13 protein-coding genes and 1 pseudogene are annotated in these 13,916 nt (G+C 67.6%); 4 read left to right on the top strand and 10 right to left on the bottom strand.

Annotated elements, in window-relative coordinates; translation table 11 throughout:
• Window positions 1-194: AMP-binding enzyme (locus L0C59_RS06310; protein WP_423247925.1), on the top strand; the 194-nt coding region annotated here is incomplete at its 5' end.
• Here the strand turns inward: L0C59_RS06310 and L0C59_RS06305 are convergent.
• From L0C59_RS06305 to panB, 5 genes are all read right to left on the bottom strand, one after another.
• Window positions 191-1,321: a cysteine desulfurase family protein gene (locus tag L0C59_RS06305; RefSeq protein WP_243090423.1), complete on the bottom strand. Its 1,131-nt coding sequence runs from the start codon at window positions 1,319-1,321 to the stop codon at window positions 191-193. The genes L0C59_RS06310 and L0C59_RS06305 overlap by 4 nt on opposite strands.
• Window positions 1,322-1,389: 68 nt before the next feature.
• Window positions 1,390-1,836 (bottom strand): RrF2 family transcriptional regulator, encoded by a 447-nt coding sequence (locus L0C59_RS06300; RefSeq protein WP_243090422.1) that lies wholly within the window; start codon window positions 1,834-1,836, stop codon window positions 1,390-1,392.
• Window positions 1,837-1,859: 23 nt separating this feature from the next.
• Window positions 1,860-2,666: a metal ABC transporter permease gene (locus L0C59_RS06295; protein WP_243090421.1), complete on the bottom strand. Its 807-nt coding sequence runs from the start codon at window positions 2,664-2,666 to the stop codon at window positions 1,860-1,862.
• Window positions 2,659-3,399 (bottom strand): metal ABC transporter ATP-binding protein, encoded by a 741-nt coding sequence (locus L0C59_RS06290; RefSeq protein ID WP_243090428.1) that lies wholly within the window; start codon window positions 3,397-3,399, stop codon window positions 2,659-2,661. Before L0C59_RS06290 ends, L0C59_RS06295 begins: the two co-directional genes overlap by 8 nt.
• Before the next feature lie 140 nt (window positions 3,400-3,539).
• On the bottom strand, window positions 3,540-4,325 hold the full coding sequence (gene panB, locus L0C59_RS06285) for a 3-methyl-2-oxobutanoate hydroxymethyltransferase (protein WP_243090420.1): 786 nt from the start codon (window positions 4,323-4,325) through the stop codon (window positions 3,540-3,542).
• A gap of 24 nt (window positions 4,326-4,349) precedes the next feature.
• Between panB and ruvB the strand changes: the two genes are divergently transcribed.
• Both ruvB and L0C59_RS06275 read left to right on the top strand, forming a co-directional pair.
• Window positions 4,350-5,327 (top strand): Holliday junction branch migration DNA helicase RuvB, encoded by a 978-nt coding sequence (ruvB, locus tag L0C59_RS06280; protein ID WP_243090419.1) that lies wholly within the window; start codon window positions 4,350-4,352, stop codon window positions 5,325-5,327.
• Between the two features lie 3 nt (window positions 5,328-5,330).
• Window positions 5,331-6,368 carry a DUF4388 domain-containing protein gene (locus L0C59_RS06275; RefSeq protein WP_243090418.1) on the top strand — a complete coding sequence of 346 codons (1,038 nt, stop codon included), beginning with the start codon at window positions 5,331-5,333 and terminating at the stop codon, window positions 6,366-6,368.
• Here L0C59_RS06275 and L0C59_RS06270 read toward each other — a convergent pair.
• Complete coding sequence (locus tag L0C59_RS06270) at window positions 6,365-7,717, bottom strand: tetratricopeptide repeat protein (RefSeq protein ID WP_243090417.1); 1,353 nt, start codon at window positions 7,715-7,717, stop codon at window positions 6,365-6,367. The two genes, L0C59_RS06275 and L0C59_RS06270, sit on opposite strands and share 4 nt — an antisense overlap.
• Window positions 7,718-7,790: 73 nt before the next feature.
• Between L0C59_RS06270 and ftsH the strand changes: the two genes are divergently transcribed.
• On the top strand, window positions 7,791-9,644 hold the full coding sequence (gene ftsH / locus L0C59_RS06265; RefSeq protein ID WP_243090416.1) for an ATP-dependent zinc metalloprotease FtsH: 1,854 nt from the start codon (window positions 7,791-7,793) through the stop codon (window positions 9,642-9,644).
• On the opposite strand, the gene L0C59_RS06260 is transcribed toward ftsH, so the two are convergent.
• The 4 genes and pseudogenes from L0C59_RS06260 to L0C59_RS06245 all read right to left on the bottom strand — a co-directional run bounded on the left by L0C59_RS06260 (window position 9,641) and on the right by L0C59_RS06245 (window position 13,893).
• Complete coding sequence (locus tag L0C59_RS06260) at window positions 9,641-11,179, bottom strand: FAD-dependent oxidoreductase (RefSeq protein WP_243090415.1); 1,539 nt, start codon at window positions 11,177-11,179, stop codon at window positions 9,641-9,643. The genes ftsH and L0C59_RS06260 overlap by 4 nt on opposite strands.
• Window positions 11,180-11,265: 86 nt before the next feature.
• Window positions 11,266-11,406, bottom strand: a pseudogene (locus L0C59_RS06255) (FGGY family carbohydrate kinase); the annotation flags it as partial.
• Complete coding sequence (galT, locus tag L0C59_RS06250) at window positions 11,403-12,449, bottom strand: galactose-1-phosphate uridylyltransferase (protein ID WP_243090414.1); 1,047 nt, start codon at window positions 12,447-12,449, stop codon at window positions 11,403-11,405. The gene galT and the pseudogene L0C59_RS06255, both read right to left, overlap by 4 nt.
• Window positions 12,433-13,893 (bottom strand): glycoside hydrolase family 36 protein, encoded by a 1,461-nt coding sequence (locus L0C59_RS06245; RefSeq protein WP_243090412.1) that lies wholly within the window; start codon window positions 13,891-13,893, stop codon window positions 12,433-12,435. The genes galT and L0C59_RS06245 overlap by 17 nt, the downstream gene beginning before the upstream one ends.
• Window positions 13,894-13,916: the final 23 nt, after the last annotated feature.

The raw sequence follows: 13,916 nt of genomic DNA, 5'->3' as shown, positions 1-13,916 counted from the left end.
CCGCCTTCATCGTCCTCAAGGAAGCCTACAGGGGCAAGGTCACGGAAAAGGACATAGAGATCTTCTGCCGGCAAAACCTCGCCGCCTATAAGGTCCCCCGCCTCATAGAGTTCCGGGATAGCCTGCCCAAAACCAGCGTGGGGAAGATCCTCAGGCGGGAGCTTCGAGAGGAGTTTACCAAAAGGCAACCCTAGCCTTGGGCCCGTGCCCGGGCCACCGCCTCCTTGAAAACCTCCACCGCCCGGTCCACCTCGGCCTCCGTGGTGTGGCGCCCTAGGGAGAAGCGCAAGGAGGCGCGGGCTTCCCTTGGGGATCGGCCAATGGCCAGGAGGACATGGGAGGGCTCGAGGCTCCCCGCCGAACAGGCCGAGCCCGAGGACACCGCCACCCCCATGAGGTCCATGGCGAGAAGCAGGGCCTCCCCATCCGCGCCCTTCACCGTCACGTTGACCAGCTTGGGAAGGCGGCGCTCCGGGTGGCCGTTGAGCTCTACCCCTTCCACGGAAAGCAAGCCCTCCTCGAGGCGCCTCCTTAAGGTGAGAAGCCGGGAAGACTCCTTTGGCAAGAGCCTTAAGGCCTTCTCCAGGGCCACCGCCATCCCATGGGCCAGGGCTGGGCTTTGGGTGCCTCCCCGCCTTCCCCCCTCCTGCTTGCCCGGCACCAGGGGGAAGAGATCCACTCCCTGGCGCACCAGAAGGACCCCTATCCCCTTCGGCCCATAGAACTTGTGGGCACTTAGGGAAACCAGGTCCGCTCCCACCTCATCCGCCCGGAAGGGCACCTGGCCCACTGCCTGCACGGCATCGGTGTGGAAGAGGACCCCGCGGGCGCGGGCGATCTCGGCCATCTCCCGGATGGGGTAAAGGGTGCCGAGCTCGTTGTTGGCGGCCATGACGCTCACCAAAACGGTGTCGGGCCTGAGGACCTCCTCCAGCTGCTCGGGGTAGACCAAGCCAAAGCGGTCGGGCCTGAGCCGGGTCACGGCGAAGCCCAGGCGCTCAAGAAGCCGCAAGGCCCCTAAGACCGCGGAGTGCTCCGCCTCCGTGCTCACCACGTGCCCCTTTCCCTTGGCCAGGGCCACCCCCAGGAGGGCCAGGGCGTCCGCCTCGGAACCCGAAGCGGTGAAGACCACCTCCCTGGGGCGCACCCCCAAGAGGCCTGCGATCCTCTCCCGGGCCCCTTCCAGGACTTTCCTCGCCTCCTGACCGAAGCGATGGACGCTGTTCGGGTTGCCGAACACCCCTTCCACCTGGCGCATGGCCTCCTGGACCTCGAGGTCCAGGGGCGTGGTGGCCGCATAGTCCAGATAGACCCAAGCCAAGGCTCCCTCCTTGCCCTAGACTCCCCTCGCCCGGGGCAGGCCCTGGCGGCAAGCCCCAAAACCCGCGCCTAGCCTGCGGGCTGGAGCGGGATCAACCGCTTGGCCTCGATGAGCTTCCGCTCCTCAATGAGGTCCTTCAGGGTGGTGCCCCCCAGGACCTGGCGCATGGCCAGATCCACCCGCTTCCAAAGGAGCTCGGTGGAGCACTGGCCCACCTTGGCGCAGGACTCCGGGTCCTCGATGCAGGAAACGGGGGCTAGGCTGCCTTCCAGGGCCTCCACCACCTCGAGGGCCGTCACCCTCTCGGGGGGACGGGCCAGGCGGTACCCTCCCCTGGCCCCCCGCACGGAGCGGATGAACCCCGAACGCCGAAGCTGGGCCGCGATCTGCTCCAGGTAGTGCTGGCTGATGCCCTGGGCCTCCGCCACCTCCTTAAGGGGCACCGCCTCCGGGGCCTTGAGGCCGATCTCCACCAGGGCCCTGAGGCCGTACTGGGCCTTCGTGGACACCCACATGCCCCCAGTATAGCGCAAAGGCCCTATTTCCTCACGGAAAACACGGTTTTCACGAAGGCCAGGCCGAAGAGCCCCGCCTGGAGGAGGACAATGCTGGCGCCGCTGGGCCAGTCCAGGAGGAACGAGAGGAAAAGGCCAAGCACCATGGAGAAGGAGGCCAAAAGGAGGGAAAGAAGGGTGAGGCCGGCAAAGGTGGAGCTTAGGAGCCTGGCCGCCGCCCCGGGGATCACCAGAAAGGCCGCCACCAGGATAATCCCCACCACCTTCACCGCCAACACCAGGCTCACGGCGAGGAAGCCGGAGAGGAGGTAGTCGTGGAAGACCACCGGCACCCGGTCGGAAAGGGCCAGCTCCCGGTCGAAGGTGGCGTAGGCCAAGGGTCCCCAAAGGGGCAGGAGGAAGAGGGCGAGGAGGAGGAGGAGGGCCATGGCCCAAAGGTCCGCAGGCCCCACCGCCAGGAGGGAGCCGAAAAGGTAACCCATGGCGTCCCCCACGTACCCCCGGGCCTTGGAGAGGAAGACGGCCCCCAGGGCCACGGAAAGGGCGAAGAAGACGCCGATGGCCGTGTCCTCGGAAAGCTCGGTTTTCTCCCGGACAAAGGTGATAGCCATGGCCACCAGAAAGGTAAAGGGCAGGGCCAACCAAAGGGGCTCTCCCCTCAGGAAAAGCCCCAAGGCCACCCCAGCGAAGGCGGCGTGGGCGAGGCCATCCCCCAGGAAGGAAAGCCTACGTTGCACCACGAAGGGGGAAAGGAGGCCGGAAAGAAGGCTTACCAAAAGCCCCGCCAAGAGGGCCCGCTGAAAAAAGGGGTAGCCCAAGGCTTCAAGCACGCCCACCCCCCACGTAAAGCCCATGGGCGTGGCCCAGGTGGCCAAAGGCCTGGCGCAGGCACTCCTCGCTTAAAGCCCGCTCCGGCGGACCAAAGCCCACCACCCTGCGGTTCATCACCAGGACGTGGCTGGCGTGGTGGGCAGCCTCCCAGTCGTGGGTGATCATGAGGACCGTGGCCCCCGACTCCCCCTGGTAGGCCTCCAGGTACCGGTACAGGTCCACCTCCCCCACCCGGTCCACCCCGGTGGCGGGCTCATCCAAAAGAAGGATCTTCGGCCTGCGGATGAGGGCCCGGGCCAGGTAGACCCGTTGAAGCTGCCCCCCGGAAAGCCGGCCCAAGGGGCGAAAGGCTAGCTCCTCCGCCCCCACCCGCTTTAGAGCGGAAAGGGCCTCTTCCCTTTCCCAGGAGGTGAGGCGGAAGGGCCAGCGCCGCCTAAGCCCCGTGGCCACCAGCTCCAGGGAAAGGGCCGGGAAGGAGCGGTCAAAGGTCTTGATCTGGGGCACGTAGCCAAACCACAGGGGATCGCTTTCCGCCAGGGAACGCCCCAAGACCCTGACCTCGCCCGTGAAGGGAACAAGGCCCAGGATGGCCTTCAAAAGGGTGCTCTTCCCCGCCCCGTTGGGGCCCACGATGGCCACGAAGGCCCCCTCTGGCACCTTCAGGCTGACACCCTCCAGGGCCCGGAACTCCCCAAAGCGCACAGACAGGTCTTGGACCTCGAGGGCCAACACACAATAACGGTAATCCATTTTCAACAAATCCGTCAAGGCCAAAAGCCTAGGCGTACACCCCCACGGGCGGGACCCCTTCCTACCAAACCCTGCCCTTAGCCTTGGGAAGGCAGGCCGCCTCCTCGAGCCCGTCTGGGCCCTTAGAAACCGTGCTCTTCCCCGGGGAACACCCCTTCCCGCACCTCCCGCACGTACTGGGACAGGGCCTCGAGGAAAAGCCTTTCCCCTTCCAGATACCGCTTCACAAACCGGGGCTTGAACTCCCCGTAAAGCCCCACCACATCGTGGAAAACCAGGACCTGGGCGTCCGTGTGAGGGCCAGCCCCGATGCCCACGGTGTGGACGGATAGCCTTTCCGTGACCTCCTTGGCCAGGCCCGTGGGCACCATCTCCAGCACCACCCCATAGGCCCCCGCCTCCTCCAGGGCCAAGGCCCCCTTTAGGATGCGCTCAGCCTCCTCGGGGCGCCTCCCCTGAAGCCGGTAGCCCCCCAGCTGGCTGGCCGTCTGGGGGGTGAGGCCCACGTGGCCCAGGACCGGCACCCCCGCCCGGCTGAGCCCCGAAACCACCTCCGCCACCTCCTCCCCACCCTCCAGCTTCACCGCATCCGCCCCGCCCTCCTTAAGGAGCCTCTCCGCGGCGGAAAGGGCCCGGTCCAAGGTGGCGTAGGAAAGGTAGGGCAGGTCCGCCACCAAAAAGGTATCCGGGGCCCCCCGCCGGGCTGCCTTGGTGTGGTGGAGCATCTCCTCCAGGCTCACGGGGACCGTGGAGGAATACCCCAGCACCACCATGCCCAGGGAATCCCCCACCAGGATGGCGTCCACCCCGGCCCGCTCAGCTAAGCGGGCCGTGGGGTAGTCGTAGGCGGTGAGGTAGACGAGCCTTTGGCCTTTGGCGTGACGGAACTCCTTAACCGTCCGGCGCACGGGAAAAGGCTATCATGAAAGGGCGTGGAAGGGCACCCAGACCTCGCCCTAAGGCCCAGGACCCTGGACGAGTACATCGGCCAGGAGAGGCTCAAGAAGAAGCTGAGGGTGTACCTTGAGGCGGCCAAGGCCCGGGGGGAACCCTTGGAGCACCTCCTCCTCTTCGGCCCCCCGGGCCTGGGCAAGACCACCCTGGCCCACGTGATCGCCCACGAGCTTGGGGTGAACCTGCGGGTCACCTCTGGGCCCGCCATCGAGAAGCCCGGGGACCTGGCCGCCATCCTGGCCAACTCCCTGGAGGAGGCGGACATCCTCTTCATCGACGAGATCCACCGGCTAAGCCGCCAGGCGGAGGAGCACCTCTACCCGGCCATGGAGGACTTCAAGATGGACATCGTCATCGGCCAGGGGCCCGCGGCCCGCACCATCCGCCTGGAGCTTCCCCGCTTCACCCTGATCGGGGCCACCACCCGGCCTGGCCTCATCACCGCCCCCTTAAGGAGCCGCTTCGGCATCGTGGAGCACCTGGAGTACTACTCCTTGGAGGAGCTTGCCGAGGGGGTCAGGCGGGATGCCCGGCTTTTGGGAGTGGCCATCACCCAGGAGGCCGCCCTGGAGATCGCCAAGAGAAGCCGGGGCACCATGCGGGTAGCCAAGAGGCTTTTCCGGCGGGTGCGGGACTTCGCCCAGGTGGCGGGGGAGGAAACCATCACCCAAGAGAGGGCCCTCGAGGCCCTAAACGCCTTGGGCCTGGATGAACTTGGCCTGGAAAAGCGGGACCGGGAAATCCTGGAAACCCTGATCCTGCGCTTCGGAGGCGGCCCGGTGGGCCTGCAGACCCTGGCCACCGCCATCTCCGAAGACCCAGGGACCCTGGAAGAGGTCCACGAGCCCTACCTCATCCAACAGGGCCTCCTGAAGCGCACGCCCCGGGGCCGGGTGGCCACGGAACGGGCCTACCGCCACCTGGGCTACCCCCCTCCCGTGGAACCCCTTCTCTAGGCCATGGTGCGGGCCACCCTGGACGAACTGGACCTGGCGGAGCTCCTGAAGGCTTTGGCCGACCACCGCAAAAGCGCCGTGGTGACCTTCCGGGGCCGCCTCTATGGCCGGATCCACCTCCTCCACGGGCGCATCCTCTACGCCCGCACCGAGCCGGGGCCCCACCTGGGGGAGTACCTGGTGCGCCTTGGCCACCTTTCCCTGGAGGAAGTGCAGGAGCTGGTGGAGCGCCAGGGGCGGGAAAACCCCGGAACCCCCTTGGGGGCCTTGGCCCTGGAGCTGGGCCTCATCGGGGAGGAGGAGCTAAGGGAGGCCCTCGAGGCCCAAGTCCTCGAGGCCCTGGCCACCCTGCTAGGGGAAAGGGAAGGGGAGGTCCTGGCCGAGCCCCTGGAGGAGGGAAGCCAGGTGGCCCTGCCGGAGACCCTGGAAACCAAGGCCACCCTCCTGGAAGCAGCCCGCCGCCTGGACGAGTGGCGCCAAGGCCAGGTGGACCCCGACGAGGTCTTCCACCTGGCGGAGGACCCCACCCGCCACCCCCTGACCCCGGAGGCCTGGACGGTGCTGGAACTCCTGGACGGGGTGCGGCGGGCGAGAAGCGTGGCCTTGCTTTCCGGTCTTCCAGAAGAGCAGGTTTATCACATCCTCTTCGAGCTGAAAAGCCGGGGGCTGATCCGCCCATCCACCCTGCTGGCCGAGGACCCTTTGGTCCTGGTGTTGGCGGAAAGCGGGGTGGTGCGAAGGCTTCTCCTTTACCTGTTGGAGGCCCACCGCTACCGGGTACAGCTTCCCCTGGACCCCGAGATGGCCCTGCGCCTCCTGAAGGAAAGGCCCAAGGCCGTCATCCTTCAGGGGGAAAGGGCCTTGGAAATGGCCCGAAAGCTCCGGGCCCACCCCGAGGGCAAGCTGGCCTCCTTGTACCTGGTAAGCGAAGCCCCCCCGGGGCTTCTCTTCCGTCCCCTTAGGGTTTTGCACCTTCCCAAACCCTTAAAGGCCCAGGAGGTGCTGAAAGCCCTAGCCCCCTTAAGGCGGGGCAAGGCCTAGTTGGGCCGCCTTCCCTCCCGCAGGAGGGCCTCCGCCCGCTCCCGGTAGGCAACCAGGGCCTGGTGCCACTCGTCGGCGGGGTGAACGTGGGGCAAGACCGCCTCGGTGCGGGCCAGGATCTCCTCGGGGGAGCGGTAACCCAACTGGACCAGGGTATCCACCACCATCTCCTGGGCCCCCACCCACTCCCGGCTTCCCTCCTGGGAAAGCTCCGCCGCCTTGCGGTAGTGGGTCAGGGCTTCCTCCAGGTGCATGAGGTCGTAGGCGATGTGGCCCAGGATCAGCTCCCCCGCCGCCTCTGCCCCCTGGCGCATGGCCTTTTGCGCCATCTCCTCCGCCTCCTGGTACCGTCCTTGCCGGTACAGGGCCTCGGCCAGGTCCGCCAGGGCCTGGGCGCGGTAGGGGTAGCCCTCTTCCCGCAAAAGGGCCCCCAGGTACTCCTCCGCCTCCAGGTAGGCCCCCTGGTCCAGGGCCGCCACCGCCATCTCGTGGAGAACGTAGCCCTTCTCCAGGCCTTCAGCCCTGGCCAAAGCCTCCTGGAAGGCGGCCATGCCCTCCGCGTAACGGCCCAGGCGGAGAAGGATCTGCCCTTGCAGAAGGGGAGTGCCATACGCCTTGTGGCCGCTTTCCTCCTCCAAAGCCAAAGCCCTCCCCACCTCCTCCAGGGCCCGGTTGGGGTTATCCAGGAGGAAATGGGCCCGGGCCAGGAGGTAGTGGCGGGTGGCGGCATCCTCCACGGGCTCCTCCCCCACGGCCCCCAAGGCCTCCTCCAGGGCCAAGAGGGCCCTTTCCCCCTCCCCCGCCTCCAGCCACATGGCAGCGGCATCCAAGAGGAGCCAGTAGCGCTCCAGCCCCAAGGCCAGCTCCGCCCCCCTCTCGTAGGCCAAGGCGGCCTCCCGGTAGCGGCCCAGCCTCTCCAAGGCCCTGCCCCTAAGCCCCTCTGCCCGCCAGGCCAAAAAGGCGGGAAGCCCCTCCTTAAGCGTCCTCAGCACCTCCTCAAACCGCCCCAGGTAGAAGAGGGCCTGGGCCTGGTGGTAGCGGGCCCGGGGGTCCTCCGTGGGGAGGAACAGGGCCAGCACCTCCCTCTCCCCTCGGCCCTCGAGGGCCAGAAGCTCCCCCAGAAGGGCCCGGTACAGGGGGTCGTACTCCAGCCCCCCGAGCTCATAGGCCTCCTCCAAGGCCCGGTGGGCCTTTTCCAACCCCTCCTCCCCGTAGAGGCTATGCACCTCCGCCAGGAGCAAAAGGGCCTCCCGGGCCTCCCCTTTGGAGCCGAACAGGGCCTTCCGGGTGAGGCGCTCAATGGCGGTGTCGTAATCCCCCTGGTGCAGGGCCTCGAGGACCCCCTTCATCGCCGCTAGAGAATACCACACCCCTCAGTCCTCTCACCGCGAAGGCGCTACCATAGGACCAGGGAGGTAGACCTTGCCGCAGCGGATCAACCCCTTCACCCTGGTTTTCTTGCTCCTTCTAGGCTATTTAGCCTACACCGCCTTCACCGGCCCTCCAGCCCCCACCCTTCCCTACACGGAGTTCCGCACCCTGGTGCGCCAGGGCAAGGTGGCGGAGGTGACCCTGGAGGAAACCCGCATCCTGGGAACCCTGAAGGAACCCGAGCGCTTCCCCACCCCGCAGGGGGGAAGCCAGGTGGCCAGGCGCTTCGCCGTGCCCTTGCCCCCCAGCCAGGTGGCCGACCCCGAGCTACTACGCTTTCTGGAGGAAAACGGGGTCAAGATCGTCACCAAACCCCCCTCCTTCTGGCCGCAGTTCCTCCTCTACCTGGGACCCACCCTCCTCCTCATCCTCTTCTTCTGGTTCTTCTTCATGCGGGCCCAGGGCGGGGCCGGGCAGGTGATGCAGTTCGGGCAGAGCCGGGCCAAGCTCTACGGAAAGGAAAAGCAGGTCAACACCACCTTCAAGGACGTGGCCGGCCACGAGGAGGCCAAGCGGGAGCTCATGGAGGTGGTGGACTTCCTGAAAAACCCCAAGAAGTACCTGGAGCTGGGAGCGGAGATCCCCAAAGGGGTCCTCCTGGTGGGGCCCCCGGGAACGGGCAAGACCCTTCTGGCCCGGGCGGTGGCGGGGGAGGCGGGCGTACCCTTCTTCTCCGTCTCCGCCAGCGAGTTCATGGAGATGTTCGTGGGCGTGGGGGCAAGCCGGGTGCGAAGCCTCTTTGAGGATGCCCGAAGGAACGCCCCCAGCATCATCTTCATAGACGAGCTGGACTCCATCGGCCGCAAGCGGGGGGCGGGCATAGGCGGTGGCCACGACGAGCGGGAGCAAACCTTAAACCAGATCCTTTCCGAGATGGATGGCTTTGAGAAGGACACCTCGGTGATCGTCCTGGCCGCCACCAACCGCCCGGACATCCTGGACCCCGCCCTCTTACGCCCCGGGCGCTTTGACCGCCAGGTGGTGGTGGGCCTTCCCACCCTGGAGGAGCGCCGGGATATCCTCCTGGTGCACATGCGGGGCAAACCCATCGCCGAGGAGGTGGACGCCCTGGAGCTGGCCCACCTCACCCCGGGCTTCTCCGGGGCCGACCTCAAGAACCTGGTGAACGAGGCAGCCCTGTTGGCGGCCCGGGATGGCGCCAAGAAGATCCGCAAGGAGCACTTCCTGAAGGCCCTGGACAAGATCGTGCTGGGCCTCGAGCGGCCTGCCCTTAAGCTTTCGGAGGAGGAGAAGAGGGCCGTGGCCTACCACGAGGCCGGGCATGCCGTGGTGGGCGAGGTCTTGCCCCATGCGGACAAGACGGAAAAGGTTTCCATCGTCCCCAGGGGCATGGCCTTGGGTGCCCGCTGGAGCAAACCGGAGGAAAGGGTTTTGGTTTCCAAGGACCACCTCATGGACGAGCTCGCCGTCCTCATGGCGGGCCGGGTGGCGGAGGAACTCTTCACCGGCACCGTGACCACCGGGGCCCAGGACGACTTCAAGCGGGCCACCCAGATCGCCAAGCGCATGGTCCTGGACTGGGGCATGGGGGAGCACTTCAAGAACATCGCCTGGGGTTCGGACTCCGGCCCCATCTTCCTGGGGGAGGAGATCGCTAAGAAGAAGGACCACTCCGAGGAAACCGCCCGCCTCATCGACCAGGACGTCCGCAAGATCCTGGACGAGGCCTACGCCAAGGCCCGCCAGGTCCTCATGGAGCACGCCCCCGCCATGCACAAGATCGCTGAGGAGCTCCTCCGGGAGGAAACCATCCCCGGGGAGCGGGTGCGGGCCATCCTCGAGGAAACCCAAGCGGTGCAAAGGGCCTCGGAGGAAAGCGCCTAGCAAAGAGCGGGAAGGGCCTTTTGGGCCTCCAGGAGTAGGGCCTGTTTCCTTTCCTCCCCCCACCCCAGGAGGGGGGCCATGAGGTCCGCCACCCGGGGCAGGGCCTCCTCCGCCCTCCTCCGGTCCAAAAGGGCCAGGCCCAACCTGCGGGCCAGCACGTCCAGGGGCTTTTGCGCAAGCTCCTCCCTCACCGCCCACACCACCTCCCCCTCCAGGTAGGGAAGCCCGGGGAGGAGGGGCTTGTCCCCCAAGGCGGCCACCTCGAGGGCCAGGGTGCCGTAGTGGGCATAGAGGTGCTCGGCCACCTCCTCCGGCAGGGGCAAGGGGGGCTTAGGCCCCGCCCCCAGGAGGGGGGTGCGGTGGCTTTCGGAGGGGGGGAGGTGGAGGGAGAGGTCCCGGGCCAGGCGTTCCAGGAGGTCCAGGGCCATGAGGCGGAAGGTGGTCCACTTGCCCCCGGTGAGGGTGTAGAGGCCCCGTTCCTCCACGATGAGGTGGTCCCGCACCAGAAGCCGGGTCTCCCCCTTCCCCACCAAGGGCCTGAGGCCCGCCCAGGCGGCCAGGACCCGGTCCGAGAGGTCCCCCAGGTAGGGCCGGATCTCCTCCAGGAGGTAGGCCACCTCCTCCTCCCCGGGCAGGGGGCAGGCCGTGGCCTCGGCGGGGAGGTCGGTGGTGCCCAAAAGGGCCCTTCCCCCCCAGGGCAGGAGGAAGAGGACCCGGCCATCCCGGGTCCTGGGCAGGAGGAGGCCCACCTGCAGGGGGTAGTCCAGGACCAGGTGCGTCCCGCGGGAGGGGGTGAGGAGGGGGGGAAGGTGGGGATGCAGAAGGCGGCGCACCCGGTCCGCCTGGGGCCCGGTGGCGTTCACCACCGCCCTGGCCTGGACCTCCACCTCACGGCCCGTGAGCCGGTCCCGCACCACCGCCCCCCTTACCCTTCCCTCCCTTAGGAGAAAGCCCGTGGCCTCGGCGTGGTTCAGGGCCACCGCCCCCCGCTGGAGGGCGGAGAGGACGAGGGCCAGGTTCAGGCGGTGGTCGGCGAACTGCCCGTCCTGGTAGAGGATGCCCCCAAGGGTGGGGGGAAGGCTGGGGAGGAGGGCCCTCACCTCCTTGGGGGTGGCGTAGCGGCTTGGGGCCAGCCGCCCCCCTCCCGCCAACAGGTCGTAGAGCTTGAGGCCGAGCCCGTAGTAAGGGAGCTCCAGGGGGCGGAAGAGGGGGGTGAGGAGGGTTAGGGGCCTGGCCAGGTGGGGGGCAAGCCCCATCACCACCCTCCTCTCCTTAAGGGCCTCCCGCACCAGGCGCAGCTGCCTGGGGTCCCGGTGCCTGACCGCCAGCTCCAGGTAGCGCACCCCCCCGTGGAGGAGCTTGGTGGAACGGCTGCTGGTGCCCATGCCGAAGTCCCCCGCCTCCACCAGGGCCGCCCTCAGGCCCCTTAGGGTGGCCTCCCACAACACCCCCGCCCCCGTGGCCCCACCCCCCAGGACGAGGAGGTCCAGGGGCTCCCTAAGGCGTTCCCAGAGCTCCTCCCGGGCCGGGGTCATCCCTCCTCCCTGGCCCAGCCCAGGGCCCGCTCCACCGCCCGCCGCCATTCCCCGTGCAGGGCCTCCCGCCGGGAGGGGGGCATGGGGGGATCGTGCTCCACCCAGCCCGGCCTTGGGTAGAGCTGGCGGAACTCCCTCTGGGCCATGGCCACAGGCCTCCCCTCCAGGCTGAAGAGGATGGCCCGGCTGCTGGTGGTGCCCTGGTCCAGGGCAAGGAGATAGCTCATAAGGCCTCCCGTAGCCTCCTGGCGGAATCCTCGGGCAGGGTGTCCACCACAAAGGTGCCCGCCCCAAGCTCCGTGCCCGCCAGGAACTTCAGCTTGTCCTTGGCCCTTTTAGGGGGATAGAACTCCACGTGGAAGTGAAAGGTGCGCTCCTCCCCCAAGGGGGCAGCGTGGAAGACCATCACGTAAGGAAAGGGCTCGCCGAAAAGGGCGTCGTAGCGGGCCACCACCCGGCCCAAAAGCCGGGCGAAGGCGGCCATCTCCCCCTCGGAGAAGGTCCAGGGCCCTGGGTGGCGCTCCAGGGGGACCACCCAGACCTCAAAGGGGTAGCGGGCGAAGGGGGGCACGAAGGCCAAGAACCCCTCCTCCTGGTCCACCCGGTAGGGCCCCAAGTGGGGAAGAAGCTCGAGGAGCACCGGCCTTTCCCGGAAGGCCTGGCTTTCCCGCTCCAGGATGGGGGGCACAAAGGGGTAGGCGTAGATCTGCCCGTGGGGGTGGTGTAGGGTAACCCCCACCGCCTCCCCCCGGTTCTCGAAGGGCATGACGAAGCGGACCCCCTCGAGGGCATACAAAGCCCGGTACCGCTCCCGCCAGACCCAGGCCAGGAGGAGCCTTTCCTCCTCCTCGAGGGTGGCCAGGCTTCCCACGTGGGCCTGGGTGTAAACCACCACCTCACACCGGCCCAAGGCGCTTCCCACGGGAACGGGAAGCCCCTCCGGGGGAGGGGTGGGGCTTGGCACCAGGGAGGGAAACCGGTTCTCAAAGACCGCCACCTGAAAGCGGGCAAAGGGGATCTCGCTGGGGAAGCCTCCCTCCTGGCTTGGGCAGAGGGGGCAGTGCTCCTTGGGGGGCAAAAAGGTGCGCTCCTGGCGGTGGGCGGCGTAGACCACCCACTCCCGCCGCAGGGGATGGTAGCGGAGGTGGGGGCTTGGGGAAAGGGGCTCCGCGGGCTCGGGGAGGGGGGGGTCCTCGAGGGGATGAAGCCCGTAGAGGATCAGCTCCCGACCATCCTTCTTGCGGTGCACGCGCCTATAAAAGGAAGGCATAGTCCAAAACCTCCTCCTCCACCCGGAAACGGTAGGGACCAAGGAACTCCACCTCCTTGTCCCGGCCCAGGAAGGCCAGAAGCCTTTCCCTTTCCCCCGGGGAAAGCCAGGAGGGAGGGTCAGAGGTGGCCTTGAAGCCCGTGATCTCCCCCATGGCCTCCTGTAGGCGCATCTCCTCAGGGGATAGCAGCGAGAAACGGCTCCGGAAGAAGGCCACGTCCGGGTCCACCTGGACGTTTCCCCGAAGCCAAAGCCGGTGCAAGGTGGTGCGGAGGGCATTCCTTAGCCCCGGGCCCGTGGGGTCCTGTAGCCAGAAGGAGCGGTCCTCGTTGTCCCAGTAAGGAGCGGCATCCGGACCCACCCTCAGGCCATCGGCAAGCCCCAAGGAGGCCAGGATGGGGGCGCCGCAGAAGAGGAGGTAGGCCTCCCCCGCCTCTTCCCGGATCCGCTCCATGGCCTTACGGTACCGCACCTCCCCCTCCGCCCCGGGAAGGGCAGCGGCGTAGAGGAAATCCAGCTTCAGGTACTCGTAACCCCATTCCCGCACCCTGCGCACCAAAGCGGCCACATGCTCCAAGACCTCCTCGTTCCCGGAGTCCAGGGCGTAAAGGGGCCTCCCCCAGTTGAAGCCAGCGGGAATGGGCCTTCCTTCCCCATCCCTCAGGATCCACTCGGGGTGGGCGCGTCCTAGGGGACTATCCGCTGTCACCAGGAAGGGGGCCAACCATAACCCAGCCCTCAAGCCCTTCTCCCGGATCCTCTCCGCCAAAAAGGCCATCCCCCGGGGGAAGCGGGGGTTTGGCTCCCAGTCCCCCAGGGCCCGCTGCCAGCCGTCGTCGATCTGGAAGACCTCAAAGGGAAGCCCAGCCACCTCCTCCAGCACCTTTAGGAGCAAGGCCTCGTGGATCCGGTTGTAGAAGCTATACCAGGAGCACCACACCCTGGGGGGCCTGCCGGAAAGGCGGCGGGGAAGGTACCGGGCATAAGCGGCAAAGGCCTCTTCCTCGAGCCCGTAGGCCAAAAACCAGCGCCCCTCCCCCGAGGCGTACCGCCCTAGGAGCACCTCCTCCCGCCCCAAGACCCGGGCCCCTGGGTCCAGGGCCCCAACAAGGAGGACCTGGCCCTCGGGAAAGCGCAAGGCCCCAAGGCCGCTTCCCCACCAGGCCTTCCCCCAGTCCGCGGCTTCCAGGAGGAAGGGATCATCCGCCTGAGGGCGGCGCTCCTTGGGGAAAAGGGGCTTGGGCGGCTCCCGTGGGTCCACCCAAGCGGACAGGCTCCAACTCTGCCAGCCGTGGCGGAAAAACTGGACCCCCCTCAAAGGGGGAAAGGCCCGCACCTCCCTTCCCCTCAAGAGGTACCCTCCCGAAACCGGCTCCGAGGAAGCCGCCGTGACCGCCACCTCCAGGGAACTTCCCCGAGAAGGATCCCCAAACGCTAACCGCATGGCCCAGCCCTCCTGGAAAGCTG

The sequence above is a fragment of the Thermus neutrinimicus genome, from assembly GCF_022760955.1.
Classification (GTDB): domain Bacteria; phylum Deinococcota; class Deinococci; order Deinococcales; family Thermaceae; genus Thermus; species Thermus neutrinimicus.
The sequence above is the reverse complement of the archived record's forward strand: the minus strand, read 5'-3'. Positions and strand labels throughout refer to the sequence as shown.